The following is a 20042-nucleotide window of genomic DNA, read 5'->3' on the forward strand; positions in this document are numbered from 1 at the left end:
GCCGCGCGCTACCGTTGTCCGGTGATTGAACACGTGACGGGCAGGCTCGCCGGCATCCTCGACCTCCTGGGCACCGATCCGGTGGTCGCCGAGTGCGTGTCCGATGCCCGCGCCGGTGTCCTGCACGCCGTCGACATCACCGCCCCCGGCTCGGTCCGTGCTTTTCTCACCGCGGAGCTGGTGCGGCGCACGGAGCGTACGTTCCTGCTGGTCACCGCCACCTATCGGGAGGCCGAGGAGCTGTCGGACGCGCTGCAGGCACTGCTCGGCGCCGACGTCGCCGCCTACTATCCGGCCTGGGAGACCCTGCCGCACGAGCGTCTCAGCCCACGCTCCGACACCGTCGGGCGGCGGCTGGAGGTGCTGCGGCGGCTGGCCGGCAATGACGAGAAGCCCGCCCCGCGGGTGGTCATCGCGCCGGTCCGTGCGGTGCTCCAGCCGCAGGTCGCCGGTCTGGCCGACATCACGCCGGTCCGGCTGCGCCGCGGCGCCGAGTACGACATCTCCGCGGTCGCCGAGGACCTGGTCGGCGCCGCCTACCTGCCGGTCGACATGGTGCAGCGGCGCGGAGAGTTCGCCGTCCGCGGCGGCATCGTCGATGTGTTCCCGCCGACCCACGAGCATCCGGTCCGGATCGACTTCTTCGGCGACACGGTCGAGGACCTGCGCTACTTCATGGTCGCCGACCAGCGCTCCACCGACCGTACGCTCGACGAGGTCGTCTGCTCGCCGTGCCGCGAACTGCTGATGACCCCACAGGTCAAAGCCAGGGCCGAGGCGCTGGTCGCCGACCATCCGGAACTGACCGAGATGCTCGACCGGATCGCCCAGGGGCTGGGCGCCGACGGTATGGAGTCGCTGGCGCCGGCACTGGTCGACCGGATGGAGCTGTTGCTGGACGTGCTGCCCGACGACGCGTTGGTCCTGGTCGCCGATCCCGAGTTGGTCCGCACTCGGGCGGCCGACCTGGTGACCACCTCGGCGGAGTTCCTCCAGGCCGGGTGGGCGGCCGCCGCCTCCGGCGGCAGCGCCCCGATCGACCTCCAGGCCTCCTCCTACCAGGAGCTCGGCGCCGTCCGGGCCCACGCCCTCGAGCTGGGCCAGTCCTGGTGGACGCTGTCCCCGTTCGCCGCCGGTCCCGAGGCGGAGCGGGACGTGGCGGCGGAGGCGCTGGCCCATCTCACGGCCGGCGCGACGCCGATCCGTACGCTGCAGGCCCGCGACGCGCACAGCTGGGCCGGCGACACCGAGCGGGCGGTGGCCGAGATCGCCGCCGCGGTCCGGGACGGCTGGCGGGTGGTGATGTCGGCCGAGGGGCACGGCACCACCCAGCGGCTGGCCGACCTGCTCGCCGAGCACGACGTCGCCGCGCGGGTCGTGGCCGACGTCACCGAGCCGCCGGCCGAGCACGTGGTGGAACTGGTCACCACCGGCATCCGGCACGGTTTCCTGGCCGACGACGTACGGCTCGCGGTCTGGACGGCCGGTGACCTGTCGGGCCAGGCCCAGACCGACCGGTCCGAGCGGAAGATGCCGGCCCGCCGCCGCAAGGCCATCGACCCGCTGGAACTGAAGCCCGGCGACCCGGTGGTGCACGAGCACCACGGGGTGGGTCGCTACGTCGAGATGATGCAGCGTACGGTCGCCGGGGCCACCCGCGACTACATGGTCATCGAGTACGCGCCGAGCAAGAAGGGCCAGCCCGGCGACCGGGTGTTCGTCCCGATGGAGCAGCTCGACCAGGTCACCCGCTACGTCGGTGGCGAGCTGCCGACCCTGGACAAGATGGGCGGCTCGGACTGGGCCAAGCGGAAGTCGCGGGCGCGCAGCGCGGTCAAGGAGATCGCCGGCGAACTGGTCCGGCTCTACGCCGCCCGGCAGGCTGCCAAGGGCTTCGCCTTCAGTGCCGACTCCACCATGCAGCGCGAGCTGGAGGACGCCTTCGACTACACCGAGACCCCTGACCAGCTCTCGGCGATCGACGAGGTCAAGCACGACATGGAGCAGACCGTGCCGATGGACCGGCTGATCTGTGGCGATGTGGGCTACGGCAAGACCGAGATCGCCGTACGGGCCGCGTTCAAGGCGGTGATGGACTCCAAGCAGGTGGCCATCCTGGTGCCGACCACCCTGCTGGTCACCCAGCACTACAACACCTTCGCCGAGCGTTATGCCGGTTTCCCGGTGCGGGTGGCGGCGCTGTCCCGGTTCCAGACCGACAAGCAGGCCCGCCAGGTGCTGGACGACCTGTCGGCCGGCAAGGTCGACGTGATCGTCGGCACCCATCGGCTGCTCTCCCAGGAAGTGGTCTTCAAGGACCTCGGCCTGGTGATCGTCGACGAGGAGCAGCGCTTCGGGGTGGAGCACAAGGAACAGCTGAAGAAGATGCGGATGAACGTCGACGTGCTCGCCATGTCGGCCACCCCGATCCCGCGCACCCTGGAGATGGCGATCACCGGCATCCGGGAGATGTCGACCATCGCCACCCCGCCGGAGGAGCGCCATCCGGTGCTCACCTTCGCCGGGGCATACGACGAGGGCCAGGTCACCGCCGCGATCCGCCGTGAGCTGCTCCGCGAGGGCCAGGTCTTCTACGTGCACAACCGGGTGCAGACCATCGACCGGGCCGCTGCCCGGATCCGCGAACTCGTCCCCGAGGCCCGGGTGGTCACCGCGCACGGCCAGATGGGGGAGCGTCAGCTCGAACAGGTGATGCTCGACTTCTGGGAGCGGCGCGCCGACGTGCTGGTCGCCACCACCATCGTCGAGGCCGGCCTGGACATCGCCACCGCCAACACTCTGATCGTCGAGCGCTCCGACCAGATGGGCCTGTCCCAGCTGCACCAGCTGCGGGGCCGGGTCGGCCGCAGCCGGGAGCGGGGCTACTGCTACTTCCTCTACCCGCCGGACAAGCCGCTCTCCCAGGACGCCCATGACCGGCTGGCGACGCTGGCGGCGAACACCGACATCGGCGCCGGGATGGCGATCGCCACCAAGGACCTGGAGATGCGCGGTGCGGGCAACCTGCTCGGCGGCCAGCAGTCCGGCCACATCGCCGACGTCGGCTTCGACCTCTACGTACGGCTCGTCGGCGAGGCGGTGGCCGAGTACCGGGGCGACGCCGACGTCGAGGAGGAGACGGACACCCGGATCGAACTGCCGGTCGACGCCCATCTGCCGGAGGACTACATCGGCTCGGAACGGCTGCGCCTAGAGATGTACAAGACGATCGCCGAGGTGCGCTCCGACGCCGACCTGGCCGAGGTCCGCGCCGAACTGGAGGACCGCTACGGGCCACTGCCCGATCCGGTGGAGACCCTGCTGGCGGTCGCCGGATTCCGGCTGCGCGCCAAGGCGGCCGGTCTGCGGGAGGTGATCGTGCAGGGCTCGAGCGTACGGTTCGCGGCGGTCCGGCTGCCCGAGTCACGTCAGCTCAAGCTGGCCCGGCTGCACCCCAAGAGCGTCTACAAGGCGCCGGCCGGCCAGGTCATCATCCCGCGGCCCACCACGTCACCGCTGGGCGGCCGTCCGCTGCAGAACCGCGACCTGCTGGCCTGGGCCGACCAGGTGGTCCGCGAGGTGCTCACCCTGCCGCCGGCACCGGGGAGTCGACCCGCAGCCGCCTCCGCTGCGGCGCCCGCGGCGAGCGGTGCGCCGACCCGGGGGACCGACACCGTCCCGCGGTCCGGGCAGCAGCGGGGGAGCACGGCGCGTACGCAGCGGCCGGTGGCGAAGGAGCAGACCGCTCGGCGAGGTGGCCCGGCCGGGCGACCTCGCCGAGGCGCGTAGGATCGGGCCGACGACCAGACGCTCGACGGGAGACACCATGGCGCTTCGCGCACTGCCCGCCCTCGCTGCCGCGGGGGCCATCATCCTCACCCTCACCGGGTGTGCCGGCGGCACCGGCTCCGACGCGGTGGTGATCAACGGACAGCGGGTGTCCATCGCCGAGGTGGAGAAGACGGCCACCGCGGTGGCCTCGTCGGTCCGCGGCGACTCGGTGACCCTGCGCGACGAGCAGCTCGTGGTGGCGGCGCTGGTGTCGCAGTCGCTCGCGGACGGTGCGGCCCAGAAGGCCGGCAAGCCGATCACCCCGGCCGACCGGGACGCCGCGCTCGCCTCCGTGCCGGGCGGGACGCAGCTGCAGAGCGACCCGGACGCCCGGCCGTACGCCGAGGCCGTCGGGGACGTCGTGCACGCCCAGCAGGCGTTCGGCGCCGAGGCGATGGCCGCCCAGCAGGCCACCACGAGGATCGCTGTCAATCCGCGCTTCGGCACCTGGGACACCAAGCAGATGAGCCTGGTCACCGGCACCGGCTCGCTGTCGGTGCCCGTCTCGACGAACTGAGCCACCGGTGGCTCCTCGCGACACCCCCCGTGCTCCGCGCGCCATCCCACCCCGTGCTCCGCGCGCCATCCCACTCGCCACGTCCGGCACCCCGCACCCGCAGCTCGACCGCTTCGTCGAGGTGATGGGCATCCTCCGCGAGGACTGTCCATGGGACGCCGAACAGACCCATCGCTCCTTGGTGCAGTACCTGGTCGAGGAGACGATGGAGACCGTGGAGGCGATCGAGACGGGGGAGCCGGCGCACCTGCGCGAGGAACTCGGCGACCTGTTGCTGCAGGTCGTCTTCCATGCGGCGATCGCTGCGGAACCGGGCGGTGAAGGCTTCGACATCGACGACATCGCCCGCGGTGTCGCCGACAAGCTCATCGCCCGGCATCCGTACATCTTCGCGGCCGAGGACGTCCCCGACGACCTCGACGCGACCTGGGAGCAGCGCAAACGCCGGCTGAAGGGACGGACGTCCGCCTTGGACGGCATCCCGCAGCAGCTGTCCGCGATGCACCGGGCGAACAAGGTGATCGGCCGGGCCGCCTCCCACCAGGTCGACCTGGCCGGCCAGGGCGTCGACCTGCCGACCGACCCGATCGACGCCGAGGAACTGGGGCGTACGATCCTCGGCCTGGTGAGCCGGGCCCGGGCCGGCGGCGTCGACCCCGAGCAGGCCACCCGCGACGCGTTGCGCCGCCTCGAGGCGGCGGTGGTGCGCGCGGAAGCGGCTGAGGGCGCCGAGCCCGTCGGGTCGGCGGTCGTCGCGGACACCGAGACCGACTCCGAGGATCTCTGACCCCGAGGGGGTCCCTCCACCGGGTGGAACCCATGTGTCTAGGCTGGGACCTGAGCGCGGGAGTGCTGCCTCCGGCAGTCCCGCCGCATGTCAGAGGCTGATCGAAAGGCAACCACCGTGGCAAGCATCGAATTCATCGACGCCCGCGAGATTCTCGACTCGCGCGGCAACCCGACGGTCGAGGTCGAGGTCATCCTCGACGACGACACCCAGGGCCGTGCCGACGTCCCGTCCGGCGCTTCCACCGGACAGTTCGAGGCGGTCGAGCTGCGTGACGGCGATGCGCGCTACGGCGGCAAGGGCGTCCTGAAGGCCGTCGAGAACGTCATCGAGCAGATCGCTCCCGAGCTGCTGGGCCTCGAGGCCTCCGAGCAGCGCCTGATCGACCAGGCCATGATCGAGCTGGACGGCACCCCGAACAAGGCCAAGCTGGGCGCCAACGCGATCCTCGGCGTCTCCCTGGCCATCGCGCACGCGGCCGCCCAGTCGGCCGACCTGCCGCTCTACCGCTACGTCGGCGGCCCCTCGGCGCACATCCTCCCCGTGCCGATGATGAACATCCTCAACGGTGGCGCGCACGCCGACTCCGACGTCGACGTCCAGGAGTTCATGATCGCCCCGATCGGCGCCTCCACCTTCCGCGAGGCCCTCGAGTGGGGCGCCAGCGTCTACCACGCCCTCAAGAAGGTCCTCAAGGACAAGGGACTGTCGACCGGTCTGGGCGACGAGGGCGGCTTCGCCCCGAACCTGCCGGCCAACGTCGCCGCCCTCGAGCTGATCTCCGAGGCCATCGTGGCCGCCGGTCTGAAGCCGGGCGAGGACGTCGCGATGGCTCTGGACGTCGCCTCCTCCGAGTTCCACAAGAACGGTGCGTACGTCTTCGAGGGCTCCGAGAAGACCGCCGACGAGATGATCGCCATCTACGAGGAGTGGGTCGACCGCTTCCCGATCGTCTCCATCGAGGACCCGCTGGACGAGGAGGACTGGGAAGGCTGGAAGAAGATCACCGCCAAGATCGGTGACAAGGTCCAGCTGGTCGGCGACGACCTGTTCGTCACCAACGTCGAGCGCCTGCAGCGCGGCATCGACGAGAAGGCCGCCAACGCCCTGCTGGTCAAGGTGAACCAGATCGGTTCGCTGAGCGAGACCCTCGACGCGGTCGACCTCGCCCACCGCAACGGCTTCCGCACCATGATGTCGCACCGCTCCGGCGAGACCGAGGACGTCACCATCGCCGACCTCGCCGTCGCCTGCGGCTGTGGCCAGATGAAGACCGGCGCCCCGGCCCGTACGGACCGCGTCGCCAAGTACAACCAGCTGCTCCGTATCGAGGAGGAGCTGGACGAGGCCGCCGAGTACGCCGGCCGCAGCGCCTTCCCGCGTTTCCAGGCGTGATTTCCTGACCTGATCGGCCACACTGGAGGACGTGGCGGAGCAGGGACAGACCAGGACGGGAGCCGGACCGGACCGAGGGGCACCTCGGGATCGGGCCGGCTCCCGTTCGTTGTCCGCGGGGGAGGGCTCCGGCGACCGCGACCGCACCGGCTCGTCCGGCTCGTCCGCCTCGTCCGCCTCATCCGATCCCGGTCGTCCCGGCGACGGCTCCGCTGACCGGGCCCGTCCGGGCGGTCCCAGCGCCGCCCTGCGGCTGGTCCTGCTGGGCACGGTGGTCGGGGTGCTCGTCATCTCCGCGGCGGCCAGCTTGCAGATCTACTTCCGCCAGCAGCGCCAGCTGGCCGAGCTGAGCGTCGAGATCACCCAGCGCCGGCAGGCGATCGACGATCTGAACCGTCAGATCGCCGCCTGGGACGACCCTGCGTACGTCCGCCAGCAGGCCCGGCAGCGTCTCGGCTGGGTGATGCCGGGGGAGACCGGCTACCGCGTCATCGGCGCCGACGGCAAGCCTCTGGAAGGCGCCCGGCTGGACAGCCAGCGCTCCGACCAGGCCACCCCGGCCACCGACGCGTGGTGGATGAAGATGTGGGGCAGCACCACCACCGCCGACCGTCCGACGCCGGCGACCGATGTGCCGGTCGGCACGTCGACCCCGGATGCCGCCGACCCGACGGCATCGCCTGCGGCCGACAGCGGGAGTGCCGGCAAGGGCCCGAGCGGCTCCCGTACGCTCACCTCGGTGCCGGAGACCGGGCCCACCCCCTGAGCGGGCCCGCTCCCTTCCGGTGCCTGGTGCCCGGTGCTCCGAGCCGTCGGGCGCCGCGGGTGTGTCGGGGGTGTCGGCATCGGGCCCTGTGGTCGCATCGGGTGCAGTGGTCGCATCGGGTGCAGTGGTCGCATCGGGTGCAGTGGTCGAGGCGGCCCGGCCGTACGCCGACATGGGAGACTGGGCGGCATGGTCGAACCGATGAGTCCCCACGACGAGCAGCTGATCGCCGCCCAACTCGGCCGGATGCCGCGGGGCGTGGTCGGGGTCGCCTGGCGCTGCCCGTGCGGCAAGCCCGGTGTCGTGGCGACCGAGCCGCGGCTGCCGGACGGCACTCCGTTCCCGACCACGTACTACCTGACCTGCCCGCGGGCCACCGCCGGTTGCTCGACTCTCGAGGCGTCCGGGTTGATGACTGAGATGACCGATCGGCTCGGCGCCGACCCCGACCTGGCCGCCGGCTACCGACGGGCCCACGAGGCCTACCTGGCCGATCGCGAGGCGCTCGGCCACGTCGAGGAGATCGACGGGATCAGCGCCGGCGGGATGCCGACCCGGGTCAAGTGCCTGCACGTGCTCGCCGGCCACGCGCTGGCCGCCGGACCGGGGGTCAACCCGCTGGGCGACGAGACGCTGGCGGCGCTGGGCGAGTTCTGGGCGCACCCGTGCCTGACGGACGGGGCGGCCAGCGCTGTCGCGGCGGGGGACGCCGGTTCGCGGCCCGACAGCGCGGAGGGAGACGCCGGTCCGCAGACCGACAGGGCGCCGCGGCCCGACAGCGCGGAGGATCGGGCCTGATGCGGGCCGCGGGGATCGACTGCGGGACCAACTCACTGCGCCTGCTCCTGGTGGAGCGTGCTCCGGCCGGCGGTGCGCCGGTCGAGCTCTCCCGCCAGCTGCGGATCGTCCGGCTCGGGGAGGGGGTCGACGCCACCGGCGCGTTCTCCGCGGCCGCGCTGGACCGTACGTTCGTCGCGCTCGACGAATACGCCGCCCTGATCCGGGAGGCCGGGATCGACCCGGCACACATCCGGATGGTGGCGACCTCCGCTGCCCGCGACGTCTCCAACCGCGACGTCTTCGCGGCCGGGGTCCGCGAGCGGCTCGGTGTCGAACCCCTGGTGATCTCCGGTGACCGGGAGGCCGAGCTGTCCTTCACCGGGGCGGTCCGCGGTCTGCGCGCGGCAGGGGTGGAGGTCGTCGGCCCGGTGCTGGTCACCGACGTCGGCGGCGGTTCGACCGAGTTCGCCCTGGGGGACCCCGACGGCGCGGTCGACTTCCTGGTCTCCCTCGACATCGGGTCGGTCCGGCTGCGGGAACGTACGCTGCCCGGCGACCCGCCGGACGCGGCACAGCTCCGGGCCACCCGCGACCTGGTCGACACCGCGCTCGACGCGACCGGCATCGACTTCGGGTCGGTCCGCGAATGGGTCGGCGTCGCCGGCACCGTCACCTCCTTGATGGCCGCCCACCTGGAGCTGCCGGCGTACGACCGTGACGCCGTCCACGGCGCCCGGATGCCGCTGCCCGCGCTGCGCGCGCTGGCCGACCGGTGCTGCGCAAGTACGGTCGCCGAGTTGTGCCGGATCCCGTCGCTGCACCCGAAGCGGGCCGAGGTGATCACCGCAGGCGCGGTGATCCTGGAACGGATCTCCCGCCGGCTCGACGTGCCCGGGCTGCTGGTCTCCGAGACCGACATCCTGGACGGGGTGGCCGCTTGGGCGTTGCGCGGCGACTGACCGCCCCGACCGTACGATTCGTCGTCAGCGATCCGTCGGTAGGATCCACCGGTGCCGGGATCCGCGGAGGACGTACGATCCGGCCTGACGGCCCCCGTAGCCCAACGGCAGAGGCAGGCGGCTTAAACCCGCCACAGTATGGGTTCGAATCCCATCGGGGGCACCTCAGGCGTCCTGGCCGTTGACGTTCCTGTTCGCCGGATCAGCTGTCGGGCTCGCTGTCGTCAACAGTCCTCTGATGGCGCTACGGGATCCCGAGGGTGCGGCGGAGGAGCTGCGCAGGATCCGTCGGGTCCACTGACCCCGTCGTCGTTCCTTCCTCGGGGGCCGCCGAGTCCGGCCGCTTCACGACGCTGTTCGGTCCGCGGTGCGACTCAGCCCAAGGTGCGACGCTCGACGGCCGACCTCTGCGTTCCGTTCATGCGTTGGTGCGTGATGACACACACGAACGCATCGACAGAACGCATGACCGCAGGGAGGCGAGGATGTGGGGTGGCTGCGCCGGCCAGGGGGTACGTGTCGGGCGCCCGATCAGCCCCGCGGCGACATCCGGCCGCTGAGGTTCGCCATGCGCCCGAGCTCGTCCAGGTCGAGGCGTACATTGCCGCTGGCGTCGGCGGTGCAAGAGCGCAGCAACCCGTCGAGCCGGCGGATGCCCGTCCTTGGGTGCGTCCCGATGAGACTCCGGTCACAAGAATCTGGTCCGCCCTCTTGCGCCCGTCTTCTCTGTAGCCCAGAATCATGTTCTGAACAGCAGAGTCGAAGGAGATTCTTGTATGCGTGATCAGGAAGCCGTTCTGGAAGCGGTGCGGGCGGGCATGCTGCCTGCGCACATCTACAACGACCGCGAAGTCTTCGAGGCGGAGAAGGATGCCGTCTTCAGCCGCGCCTGGCTCTTCGTGGCCCATGAGTCGGAGATCCCGAACGTCGGGGACTACGTCGTCCGCCGGGTCGTGGACAACTCGTTCATCGTCGCCCGTGGCAACGACGGTGAGGTACGCGTGATGTTCAACATGTGCCTGCACCGGGGCATGCAGGTCTGCCGCGCCGAGGTCGGCAACGCCTCGCACTTCCGCTGCCCCTACCACGGCTGGTCCTACCGCAACGATGGCCGGATCGTCGGTCTGCCCTTCCACCAGGAGGCGTACGGCGGCGAGGAGGGCTTCGCGCGCAAGGGTCAGACCCTGCTGCAGGCCCCGTCGGTCGATTCCTACAACGGTCTGATCTTCGTCAGCATGGATCCGGACGCCGAACCGCTCGAGGACTTCCTCGGCGACTACCGGTTCTACCTCGACTTCTACACCAAGCAGAGCGCCGACGGCGTGGAGGTGCGCGGCCCGCAGCGCTGGCGCGTCAAGGCCAACTGGAAGGTCGGCGTGGAGAACTTCGCCGGCGACATCTACCACACCCCGCAGACCCACATGTCGGTCGTGGAGATCGGCCTGTTCCGCGAGCCCAAGGCGGAGAAGCGCAAGGACGGCACCACCTACTGGGCCGGCAACGGCGGTGGCACCACCTACAAGCTGCCGCAGGGCACCCTCGAGGAGCGGCTGGCGTACGTCGGCTACCCCGACGAGATGATCGCCCGGATGAAGGAGACCTGGTCGCCCGAGCAGCAGGACATCATCGGCGAGAACGGCTTCATGATCTCGGCGTCCTCGCTCTTCCCGAACCTCTCCCTGGTCCACAACTGGCCCAAGGTCGAGGACTCCGACGACGTCCTGCCCTTCGTCTCGCTGCGTCAGTGGCAGCCGATCAGCGAGAACGAGACCGAAGTCCTGTCCTGGTTCCTGGTCGACAAGAACGCCCCGGAGGAGTACAAGAAGCTCTCCTACAAGGCGTACCTGATGTGCTTCGGATCGTCCGGCATGTTCGAGCAGGACGACATCGAGAACTGGGTCTCGCTGACCAACACGGCCGGCGGCTCGATGGCTCGCCGCCTGCACCTGAACGGCCGGATGGGCATCAAGATGGACGGCTCCGAGGTCGTCGCCCCGCTCGGCCCCGACAAGTGGGCCGGTCCGGGGGTCTCCCACGTCGGCTACGGCGAATACAACCAGCGCCACCTGCTGGACTGCTGGGCCGACCTGATCGAGCAGGGCCCGGCCGACGCCGGCAACGTCTCCCTCGGCGGCGCGATCCGCGGCACGATCGCCGGCACGACCTGTGACACCGACTGTGACGACATCGCCAACACCGAAGAGAAGATCGAGGTCGCGAAGTGACGACTCATTACCCCATCGACGGCACCCGCTCCCAGCTCGGCGGCTACGCGTCCACCACGACCCGGGTCGGTGTGACCCTGGCCTTCGACGATTCCCGCCACCTCGCCGCCCAGCGCTGGATCGTCGACGAGGCGCACCTGCTCGACCAGCAGCGCTACGAGGAGTGGCTCGACCTGCTCACCGAGGACGTCCACTACTACATGCCGGTCAAGGTGACCACCGCCTTGGGCGCCGGCTTCGACACCGCGACCGAGATGGCGCACTACGACGAGAACAAATACTCGCTCTCCCGGCGGGTGGCGCGCTTCGCCACCGAGCATGCCTGGACCGAGGACCCGCCGTCGCGGCTGCGTCACTACGTGACCAACGTGCGCACCTTCGCCACCGCCACCGACGACGAGATCATCGTCGACTCCGCCGAGCTGCTCTTCCGCAGCCGCGGCGACATGAACGAGCCCTCGATCATCTCGGCCGGTCGCGAGGACCTGCTGCGGCAGACCGCGGACGGCTGGCGCCTCGCGCGTCGTCATATCGCGGTCGACGAGTCGGTGCTGCGTACGCAGAACCTGGCGATCTTCCTGTGAGGCAGTGATGAAGAGACTTGAATGGGAAGGCGAGGAGGAGGACCGTCAGGCGGCGCTGCGTGCGGCGCAGCAGCGGGCCGAGTTCCTCGAGCATCAGGTCGGTGAGCCGCTGGTGATCTCCAACGAGTTCGCCGAGATCCGGGTGATCCGGGTGGAGACCCGCAACGGTGCCCGGCTCATGATCGACTCACACAAGTCGGGCCAGTGGATCACCCTCGATCCGCTCGAGCTCGAGGCGCTGACCTGGCAGAGCACCGCCACGATCTCTGCCATGGTCGGCCACCCGTTCGGGTCGCTCATCGCGGAGGACCAGTGACCGGCTGGCTCGAGGGCCGCCGGGCGCTGGTCGTCGGCGCCGGTTCCGGCATCGGCCGGGCCGTCGTCGACGCCTTCCGTGCCGAGGGTGCGGCGGTGGCCGTGCTGGAGAAGGACGAGGCGAAGTGCCACGCGCTGGCCACCGAGCTGTCGGACGTGCCGGTGGTCCAGGGCGACGCCACCACCCGGGAGTCGAACGACGAGTCTGTGGCGGTGGCCGTGGGGCGCTTCGGCGGCCTCGACGTGCTGGTCAACTGCGTCGGCATTTTCGACTTCTACCGAGGCCTCGGTGACCTCGACGCGGACCTGCTGGACGACGCCTTTGCGGAGATGTTCTCGGTCAACGTCAAGTCCCACCTGCACGCGGTGAAGGCGGCGCTGCCGGCGTTGCGGGAGTCGGGCCGAGGGTCGGTCATCCTGACCGAGTCGACGTCGGGCTACTACCCGGGCCGCGGCGGCATCCTCTATGTGGCCTCCAAGTTCGCCGTACGCGGTGCGGTGACCTCGCTGGCGTACGAACTCGCACCGGAGATCCGGGTCAACGGCGTGGCGCCGGGCGGCACGCTCAACACCGACCTGCGCGGCCTCGACTCCCTGGGCCTGAAGGAACAGGTGCTCGGGAACGCTCCCGGCCGCGCCGAGGACCTCGCCGCCCGCACCCCGCTGCACGTCGCGCTCAGCGGGCAGGACATGGCCTGGAGCTACGTCTACCTCGCCTCCGACCGCGCCCGGGGCATCACCGGCGGCGTCGTCCATCCCGACGGCGGCATGGCCGTCAAGCGCTGAGCCGATCGATCCCGCATCGCGCCGGCGACATCCCCATCAGGAATTCAGAAGGAGTACGTCAGATGATCAAGGTGGCTGCCGACCTCGAGGCATGTCAGGGCTACGCGAACTGCATCGTCGCGGCCGAGGACATGTTCGATATCGACGACGACGGCAAGGTGATCCTGCTCAGGACCACCATCCCGGAGACCGACCGGGCGCGGGTCGAGGAAGCGGCGCGCACCTGCCCGGTGTCCGCCCTGTGGCTGGAGGACGAATGAGCCGCACCGTCATCGTCGGCGGCTCGGTCGGCGGCGTCCGCACCGCTCAGGCGCTGCGATCGGAGGGCTACACCGGCGAGATCGTCCTGGTCGAGGCCGAGTCGCAGCTGCCGTACGACAAGCCGCCGCTCTCCAAGGCACTGCTGCTGGGGACACAGACCCCTGAGGACGTCGCGCTGCTGACGGCCGAACAGGCCGCCGCCGACGACATCGAGCTGGTGCTGGGGGCACGGGCCACCGGCGTGCGTCGTACGGAGCGCCTGCTCGAGATCGCCGGCCGCGAGCCGATCGCGTACGACCATCTGGTGATCGCCACCGGCGCCGAGGCGCGCCGCGGTCCATGGGGCGTCCGGCCGGGCATCCATGTCGTCCGTACGCTCGACGACGCCCGGGAGCTGCGAGCCGATCTCGACGCCGGTGGTCCGGTGGTCGTCATCGGGGCCGGCTTCATCGGGGCCGAGGTGGCCGCCACCGCCCGCACGCTGGGACTCGAGGTGGTCCTGGTCGATCCCCTCCCGACGCCGATGAACCGTGCGATGGAGCCCGGGATCGGGGACATCGTCATCGGGCTGCACCGGCGGCACGGGGTCGACTGCCGCTTCGGGCGCTCGGTCGCGACGATCGAGGGTGAGCGGGGCGCGTGGATCGTCACCCTGGACGACGGCTCCTCGATCCGGGCCGGGAGCGTCGTCGTCGGAATCGGCGCCGCGCCGGCGACCCGATGGCTCGAGGACAGCGGGCTCACCCTGCAGGACGGCATCGTCTGCGACGCGACCCTGCGCTCCGTCGACGACCCGGCCATCCATGCGGTGGGCGACATCGCCCGCTGGACCGAGGCCGGTGGCACCGGCACCGCACGGGCCGAGCACTGGACCAACGCCGTCGACCAGGCGGTCTGTGTCGCGGCGGCCATCGCCCATCCCGACACCCCACCGCGCGAATACCACCTGGCGGAGTACGTCTGGACCGACCAGTACGACTGGAAGATCCAGGTCGTCGGCCGGACCACCGGTGCGGCGCGCGGTCTGGCGATCGGCGAGGACGACGGTGACCGGTTCGCCGTCGGGTACGGTGACGCCGACGGCGGCTTCGTCGGGGCCGTGGTGGTCAACTGGCCCCGCGCGCTGGTGACGTTCCGCAAGGCGCTCAAGCATCCGTCGTCCCTGGCCGACGTGATGGCGGCCGTTCCCGGAGTGACCGAGGTCAAGGAGGTGTCCCAGTGGTGACGTCGAGCGCGTACGGCGACCTGACCACCGCCCGGGCGGAGATCGCGGCCGCGTGTCGGGTGCTGGCGGCGCGGGGTCTGGCCGACGGCATCCTCGGGCACATCAGTCTGCGGGTCGGTGAGGACGCGATCCTGGTCCGCTGCCGCGGGCCGCGCGAGCGCGGGCTCGGCTTCACCACTGCCGAGGACATCCGGCTGGTGACCCTTGACGGGGCCGCGCTCGGTGAGGGGGAACTGGACGGCTACTCGGTGCCGAACGAACTGCCGCTGCACGCCGAGGTGCTCCGGGCCCGCCCGGACGTCGAGGCGGTCGTCCACGCCCATCCACCGGCCGTCGTGGCCGCGGACCTCGCCGGGATCCGGATCCGCCCGATCGTCGGCGCGTACGACATCCCCGGGACGCGGCTCGCCGCCGGCGGGGTGCCGGTCTATCCGCGCGGCGTCCTGGTCCGCAACCAGCGCCTCGCTCTGGAGATGACCGCGGCGATGGGGGAGCGGCCGGTGGTGCTGCTCCGGGGCCACGGACTGACCAGTGCGGCGGCGAGCGTGGAGCAGGCGGTGCTGCAAGCGGTGAGCGTGGACACCATCGCCCGTCTCTCGCTGACCATCACCGCCTCCGGCGGCACCCTGCTCGATCTGCCCGACGAGGACATGGCGGAGCTGCCGGATCTCGGCGCGGGGTTCACCACCGGAGTCGCCTGGCGACACGAACTGGCCCGGGCCGAGGGATCGCTCCGGCAGGCCGACTGACGACCGACGACCTCACGCAGGGAGGGGGGCAGGTGATGGCGACAGCTAGGCTGCAGCCCGTGACCACATCCGCGGATGCCTTTCCGTCGGCCCCCGAGTACACGGAGGCGCCGCAGTACCCGATCGAGTCGGTGGACAACGCGCTCCGGCTGCTGCTTCTGCTGAGCACGCGGCGGTCGCTGCGGCTGACCGACGCCAGTCACTACCTCGACGTCGCCTCCTCCACGGCGCACCGACTGTTGGCGATGCTGCAGTATCGCGGCTTCGTCCACCAGGACCCGGTGTCCCGGGCGTACGAACCGGGGCCTTCGCTGGATCGGATCGCGTTCGCCCTGCTGCGCCGACTCGACATCCGCGAGCAGGCCCGGCCGACCCTGGAGCGGCTCAACGAACGCACCGGGGAGACGGTGCATCTCGGGGCGCTGGACGGCACCGAGGTGCGCTTCCTGGAGTCGATCGAGAGTCCGCGTGCCGTACGGGTCGGCTCGAGGCTGGGACGGATCCTGCCGGCGCACTGCACCTCCACGGGCAAGGCGATGCTGGCCGGGCTCAGCGAGGTGCAGCTGCGGGTGCTCTATCCGAGCGAGCAGCTGCCCCAGGTCACCTCCCACTCGCTCGCGACCCGGACGGACCTGTTGGCCGAGCTCGCCCAGGTGCGCGCCCGAGGGTACGCGTCGAGCGCGGAGGAGAGCGAGGACGGGGTGTGCTCCGTCGCGGCCGCGGTGCCGAACAGCATCCAGCCGGTGGCGGTCAACGTGTCCATCCCGATCAACAGAATGACGCCGGCGCGCCTGGAGGAGCTCGCCGAGCTGGTCCGCGATGCAGCCACCGAGATCGCGGCAGAACTCAACTGATCCCTCCCGCGGTGTTCCAGTGATCCCTTCCACCGGCACACTGATCCCTTCCACGCTCCTCCACTGACCCTCCGCCCCGGGGGGCCTCGACCGACTCTGCCGGGGGCTCGACCGCCCTGCTGACGGGCCGCCGGGGTGGCCGCCCTCGGTCGCTCGGCCCTCCGCCGGGCCGACTCGACCTCCGTCCGCCAGAGCTGTGCGACGTCGTCGCACAGCCCTGAGCCGTTTTCTGCACACCAGAGATCTATGGGCCATGGCGGCCTGTCCTGTTGGTTCACCCTGAAAGAACAGGCTGTTGACGTGTGGTGCATGTCACACCTATAACAGAGGGCAGTTCTTCAGAGAGGAAAAACTACGGTGGTCTTTCGAGCCTTCCCGCGACGCAGGACAACAGCCTGCGTCGCGCTGACCGGGTCGCTCCTGGCATTGGCCCTCGGTGGCTGTGCCGCGACGACGGCCCACGGTCAGGATGACTACACGATCGGTCTGATATCGAGCCAGACCGGCCCCGGGAGCCAGCTCGGTGTCGGGGAACTGCGGGGCGCCCAGCTCGCCGTCGAGCACCTCAACGCCGAGGGCGGCGTCAACGGCCACAAGGTGCGGCTGATCAGCGCCGATGACCAGAGCAACCCGTCCCAGACTGTCCTCCAGGCCCGCAAGATGCTGGGGCACGTCGACGGGCTGATCGGCTCGTCCACCTCCGGCCCGTGCAAGGCCATCGCACCCCAGGCGATCCGTGGTCAGATCGTCGACTACTGCCTCTCGCCCGGCATCAAGCCGGCCGGTTACCAGTGGTCCTCCAGTGCGGCGACGATCGACCTGGCCCGGGAGCTGGTCGACCACTGGCACGGGCAGGGGATCACTCGGATCGCCCTGCTCAGCACCACGGACGCCTCCGGGATCGACGGCGCGGACTCGGTCAAGGAGGCGATCAAGGAGACCCCGGGGATGGAGCTGGCCACGGCCGCGACCTTCACCCCCGACGCGGTTTCGGTGGTCTCCCAGGTGCAGCAGATCTCTGCGTCGAAGCCTCAGGCCGTGGTGGTCTGGTCGACCGGTGCCGGTGCCGGCGTGGCCTTCCAGGGCATGGCGCAGGCCGGTCTGGACCTGCCGGTGGCGACCACGGACGGCAACCTGACGTACGCCTTCCTCAAGCGGATCAAGGCCTTCCTGCCGGACCCGTTGCTGATCCCGGCCACCCGGGACTTCTGGGTCGACTCGGCCTGGACCGATCCGACGGTCCGGGAGCTGGAGGACAAGTACCACGCGGACTACCTCACCAAGTACGGCGAGCAGCCCGACTTCGGCCCCGGTGTCGCGTACGACGCGGTGCTGGTGATGGCGCACGCCATCGACAAGGCCGGCGGCGACCACACCAAGGTCAAGGGGGCGCTGGAGAGCACCCAGGGCTTCCCGGGCGTCGTCGGCACCTACTCCTTCTCCGCGAAGGACCATCGAGGACTGACACAGAAGGACGTGGGCATCGTGCAGGCGACCAAGGACGGTTTCAGCTACCTGGGAGGTGGCGGCGAATGAGCGGCTTCATCGAAGTTGTACTGGGTGGCCTGATGGCGGGCTGTGTCTACGCCCTGATCGCCACCGGCATGTCGGTGGTGTACTCCATCAGTCGGATCATCACCCTCGCCCAGGGCGGTTTCGTCGTCCTCGCCGCCCTGACCGGCGCCTCGCTGCACAACCGGCTCGGCATCCCCACGCTCGCCGTGGTGCCGATCGTGATGGTGGTCTTCGCCGTCGGCATGGCGCTCCTCGACGTGGTCGTGATCCGGCCCGCCGCCAAGCGCGCCACCCCCGACCGTCTGTTGCTGGTCACTGTCGGCATGCTGCAGGCCGTCGGCGGTCTGCTGCTGATCGGCTGGGGCAACCTGCCGTACACGATGCCCGCGTTCACCGGCACGCAGCCCCTCGTCTGGGGCGGCATCCACCTTCCCACCCAGTACTTCTGGATCGTCGGCTCGCTGGTCCTGGTGGTCGTGGTGATGCTGCTCCTGCTCGCCAGGACCGAGCTCGGCCTGGCGATGCGGGCCACCGCGGAGAACCCGATGGCGGCCCGCCTGCAGGGCATCCGGGTCGAGCGCATGCGCCTGCTCGCCTTCGCCATCGCCGGTGCGGTGGCCGGCCTGGCCGGCTGCGTCATCCTGCCGATCACCTTCCTGCAGTTCACCACCGTGACGCCGTACGCCGTGGCCGGGTTCATCGCCGCCGTCGTCGGTGGCCTGGGCAGCATCTCCGGTGCCGTCATCGGAGGTCTGCTGCTGGGTCTGCTCCAGGGCGTCTTCAGTCGCTACTGGAACGCCGACCTGGCGCAGCTCACCGCCATCGCGATCCTCGTGGTCGTGCTGGTCCTCCGGCCGCAAGGCATCCTCGGAACCGCGGAAAGGGTCCGCCGATGACGACCACCACGACCTCGCCCTCGCCGGCCCCCACTGCCGGTGTGAACGTCCCGCCCTCCCGGGGCACCCTGTCCGTACGGTGGGGAGGCGGTGTGCTCGCGGTCATCGTGATCGCCCTGTTGCCGCTGATCTTCCCGTCCCAGACCAGCTTGCTGGTCACCGTCGGGATCTTCTACCTGGCCACCATCGGTCTGACCCCGCTGGTCGGTCAGTCCGGCCAGGTCTCCCTCGGCCAGACGTTCTTCATGGCCATCGGCGGCTACGGCGCCGGCCTGCTGACCCTGAAGCTGCACTGGCCCACCGCGGTCGCGGCCATCGTGCTGGCCGTCGTCTGCGGTGGTCTGGCGCAGGCGTTCGGCGCCGCGTTCCTCCGGCTGCGCGGCTACTACTTCGCGCTCGCCACCCTCGGCCTCGCCGTCGCGACCGCCTCGATCAGCTCGGCCTGGATCGGGGTGACCGGTGGCCCGTCGGGGATGACCGGCATCCCGAGTCTCAACCTCTTCGGCTGGACGGTGTTCTCCGACCGGGCGAACTTCTACGTTCTGCTCGTCCTGGGCCTGATCGCCGCCTGGGTCACCACCAACATCCGCACCTCGCAGACCGGCCGGGCGCTCGCGGCGGTCGGCAACGATGCGGTCGCTGCCGGCATGCTCGGCATCCAGGCCTCCCGCTACAAGGCGTCCGCCTTCGGCATCGCGGCCGTGACCGCCTCGCTGGCCGGCAGCCTCTACGCCTACTACCTCGCCTTCTTCTCACCCGACATCGTGTCGGTCACCGCCGCCTTCGGCATCGTGATCATGGTGGCCATCGGTGGCTCGCGCAGCGTCGTCGGCCCGCTGGTCGGCGCGCTGGTGATCCAGGGGCTGCCGCAGGTCGGCCAGACCTTCACCACCTGGGAGCCGCTGGTCGCCGGCGTCGTCCTGATCCTGGTGATGACGTACTTCCCGGCGGGTCTGTGGGGCGCCATCCGCACCGGCGTCGCGGCGCTGGCCCGGCCGGTCACCGGTCGTACGAACAAAGGAGGGGACCGATGAGCACGCTCCTGGAGGCGCGCGACCTGAGTCGTAGCTTCGGCGGCGTGGCGGCCGTACGCAACGCCGACGTGGCCGTCGACGAGGGGACGATCCGCGCCGTCATCGGCCCGAACGGCGCCGGCAAGACCACCTTGCTCGACCTGATCACCGGCTTCACCAAGCCCGACAGCGGCACCGTCACGTTCGCGGGCAAGGACATCACCGGGCGCTCGCCGCGTGAGCTGCCGGAGCTCGGGCTGATGCGTACGTTCCAGTCGGCGCGCCTGGTGCCGTCGCTGACCGTCAGGCAGAACGTCATGCTGGGCGCCTATCGGTTCACCCGGGCCCGCTTCCTCTCCGACGCGTTCCAGCTGCCGCGGTCGCGGCGCGAGGAGCGCGAGCTGGCGAAGCGGGCCGACGAACTGATCGACCTGATGGACCTCCAGCGGTTCCGGGACGCCTCAGCGAAGACCCTGCCGGCCGGCGTCCAACGGCTGGTCGAAGTGGCGCGCGGCCTCGCTGCGGCGCCGACCCTGCTGCTGCTCGACGAGCCGGCGGCCGGTCTGGACGACACCGAGACGCGC

At 70.6% G+C, this 20042-nt stretch carries 16 protein-coding genes, 1 tRNA gene and 3 pseudogenes; all 20 read left to right on the forward strand.

From position 1 onward, the window contains the following. Positions 1-21 precede the first annotated feature (21 nt). A pseudogene (gene mfd, locus R0146_RS08985) lies at positions 22-3615 on the forward strand (transcription-repair coupling factor); the annotation flags it as partial. A 211-nt stretch (positions 3616-3826) separates the two neighbouring features. Beyond that, the gene (locus tag R0146_RS08990) at positions 3827-4348 is read left to right on the forward strand and encodes a hypothetical protein (protein ID WP_317688881.1); all 522 of its coding nucleotides are present in this window, start codon (positions 3827-3829) and stop codon (positions 4346-4348) included. A gap of 124 nt (positions 4349-4472) precedes the next feature. Then, on the forward strand, positions 4473-5135 hold the full coding sequence (locus R0146_RS08995) for a nucleoside triphosphate pyrophosphohydrolase (RefSeq protein WP_317692360.1): 663 nt from the start codon (positions 4473-4475) through the stop codon (positions 5133-5135). Between the two features lie 117 nt (positions 5136-5252). After that, positions 5253-6530 (forward strand): phosphopyruvate hydratase, encoded by a 1278-nt coding sequence (gene eno / locus R0146_RS09000; protein ID WP_317688883.1) that lies wholly within the window; start codon positions 5253-5255, stop codon positions 6528-6530. A 31-nt stretch (positions 6531-6561) separates the two neighbouring features. Further along, positions 6562-7296, forward strand: coding sequence for an FtsB family cell division protein (locus R0146_RS09005; RefSeq protein ID WP_317688885.1), 735 nt, complete (start codon positions 6562-6564; stop codon positions 7294-7296). 189 nt (positions 7297-7485) lie between these two features. Further along, positions 7486-7965, forward strand: a pseudogene (locus R0146_RS09010) (DUF501 domain-containing protein); the annotation flags it as partial. A gap of 128 nt (positions 7966-8093) precedes the next feature. After that, entirely contained in the window at positions 8094-9035 is a 942-nt protein-coding gene (locus tag R0146_RS09015) for a Ppx/GppA phosphatase family protein (protein ID WP_317688886.1), read from the forward strand. Positions 9036-9125: 90 nt separating this feature from the next. Further along, a tRNA-Leu gene (locus R0146_RS09020) sits at positions 9126-9198 on the forward strand. A 613-nt stretch (positions 9199-9811) separates the two neighbouring features. Next, entirely contained in the window at positions 9812-11260 is a 1449-nt protein-coding gene (locus R0146_RS09025) for an aromatic ring-hydroxylating dioxygenase subunit alpha (RefSeq protein WP_317688888.1), read from the forward strand. Continuing rightward, complete coding sequence (locus R0146_RS09030; RefSeq protein WP_317688890.1) at positions 11257-11844, forward strand: 3-phenylpropionate/cinnamic acid dioxygenase subunit beta; 588 nt, start codon at positions 11257-11259, stop codon at positions 11842-11844. The genes R0146_RS09025 and R0146_RS09030 overlap by 4 nt, the downstream gene beginning before the upstream one ends. Positions 11845-11851: 7 nt before the next feature. Beyond that, on the forward strand, positions 11852-12160 hold the full coding sequence (locus tag R0146_RS09035; protein ID WP_317688892.1) for a hypothetical protein: 309 nt from the start codon (positions 11852-11854) through the stop codon (positions 12158-12160). Further along, a complete protein-coding gene (gene hcaB / locus R0146_RS09040; protein WP_317688895.1) occupies positions 12157-12945 on the forward strand; it encodes a 3-(cis-5,6-dihydroxycyclohexa-1,3-dien-1-yl)propanoate dehydrogenase in 789 nt (262 codons plus the stop codon). Before R0146_RS09035 ends, hcaB begins: the two co-directional genes overlap by 4 nt. A 62-nt stretch (positions 12946-13007) precedes the next feature. Next, positions 13008-13205 (forward strand): ferredoxin, encoded by a 198-nt coding sequence (locus R0146_RS09045; protein ID WP_317688897.1) that lies wholly within the window; start codon positions 13008-13010, stop codon positions 13203-13205. Continuing rightward, positions 13202-14431 (forward strand): NAD(P)/FAD-dependent oxidoreductase, encoded by a 1230-nt coding sequence (locus R0146_RS09050; protein WP_317688899.1) that lies wholly within the window; start codon positions 13202-13204, stop codon positions 14429-14431. Before R0146_RS09045 ends, R0146_RS09050 begins: the two co-directional genes overlap by 4 nt. Beyond that, positions 14425-15180, forward strand: a complete 756-nt coding sequence (locus R0146_RS09055; RefSeq protein ID WP_317688901.1) for a 3,4-dihydroxyphthalate decarboxylase — start codon at positions 14425-14427, stop codon at positions 15178-15180. Before R0146_RS09050 ends, R0146_RS09055 begins: the two co-directional genes overlap by 7 nt. A 59-nt stretch (positions 15181-15239) precedes the next feature. Beyond that, positions 15240-16034 carry an IclR family transcriptional regulator gene (locus R0146_RS09060; protein WP_317688903.1) on the forward strand — a complete coding sequence of 265 codons (795 nt, stop codon included), beginning with the start codon at positions 15240-15242 and terminating at the stop codon, positions 16032-16034. Positions 16035-16391: 357 nt separating this feature from the next. Further along, positions 16392-17570 (forward strand): ABC transporter substrate-binding protein, encoded by a 1179-nt coding sequence (locus R0146_RS09065; RefSeq protein ID WP_317688905.1) that lies wholly within the window; start codon positions 16392-16394, stop codon positions 17568-17570. Next, on the forward strand, positions 17567-18445 hold the full coding sequence (locus R0146_RS09070) for a branched-chain amino acid ABC transporter permease (protein ID WP_317688908.1): 879 nt from the start codon (positions 17567-17569) through the stop codon (positions 18443-18445). The genes R0146_RS09065 and R0146_RS09070 overlap by 4 nt, the downstream gene beginning before the upstream one ends. Then, the gene (locus R0146_RS09075; protein ID WP_317688910.1) at positions 18442-19479 is read left to right on the forward strand and encodes a branched-chain amino acid ABC transporter permease; all 1038 of its coding nucleotides are present in this window, start codon (positions 18442-18444) and stop codon (positions 19477-19479) included. The genes R0146_RS09070 and R0146_RS09075 overlap by 4 nt, the downstream gene beginning before the upstream one ends. Then, positions 19476-20003, forward strand: a pseudogene (locus R0146_RS09080) (ABC transporter ATP-binding protein); the annotation flags it as partial. The gene R0146_RS09075 and the pseudogene R0146_RS09080, both read left to right, overlap by 4 nt. Between the last annotated feature and the right edge of the window lie 39 nt (positions 20004-20042).

The organism is Raineyella sp. LH-20 (genome assembly GCF_033110965.1).
Taxonomy (GTDB): domain Bacteria; phylum Actinomycetota; class Actinomycetes; order Propionibacteriales; family Propionibacteriaceae; genus Raineyella.

Excerpts from the sequence above, each read along its gene's own strand:
- R0146_RS08995 (WP_317692360.1), top strand. The coding sequence starts at position 4,473 with ATGGGCATCCTCCGCGAGGACTGTCCATGGGACGCCGAACAGACCCAT.
- R0146_RS09045 (WP_317688897.1), top strand. The coding sequence starts at position 13,008 with ATGATCAAGGTGGCTGCCGACCTCGAGGCATGTCAGGGCTACGCGAAC.
- R0146_RS09070 (WP_317688908.1), top strand. The coding sequence starts at position 17,567 with ATGAGCGGCTTCATCGAAGTTGTACTGGGTGGCCTGATGGCGGGCTGT.
- R0146_RS09025 (WP_317688888.1), top strand. The coding sequence starts at position 9,812 with ATGCGTGATCAGGAAGCCGTTCTGGAAGCGGTGCGGGCGGGCATGCTG.
- R0146_RS09050 (WP_317688899.1), top strand. The coding sequence starts at position 13,202 with ATGAGCCGCACCGTCATCGTCGGCGGCTCGGTCGGCGGCGTCCGCACC.
- R0146_RS09015 (WP_317688886.1), top strand. The coding sequence starts at position 8,094 with ATGCGGGCCGCGGGGATCGACTGCGGGACCAACTCACTGCGCCTGCTC.
- R0146_RS09035 (WP_317688892.1), top strand. The coding sequence starts at position 11,852 with ATGAAGAGACTTGAATGGGAAGGCGAGGAGGAGGACCGTCAGGCGGCG.
- R0146_RS08990 (WP_317688881.1), top strand. The coding sequence starts at position 3,827 with ATGGCGCTTCGCGCACTGCCCGCCCTCGCTGCCGCGGGGGCCATCATC.
- R0146_RS09075 (WP_317688910.1), top strand. The coding sequence starts at position 18,442 with ATGACGACCACCACGACCTCGCCCTCGCCGGCCCCCACTGCCGGTGTG.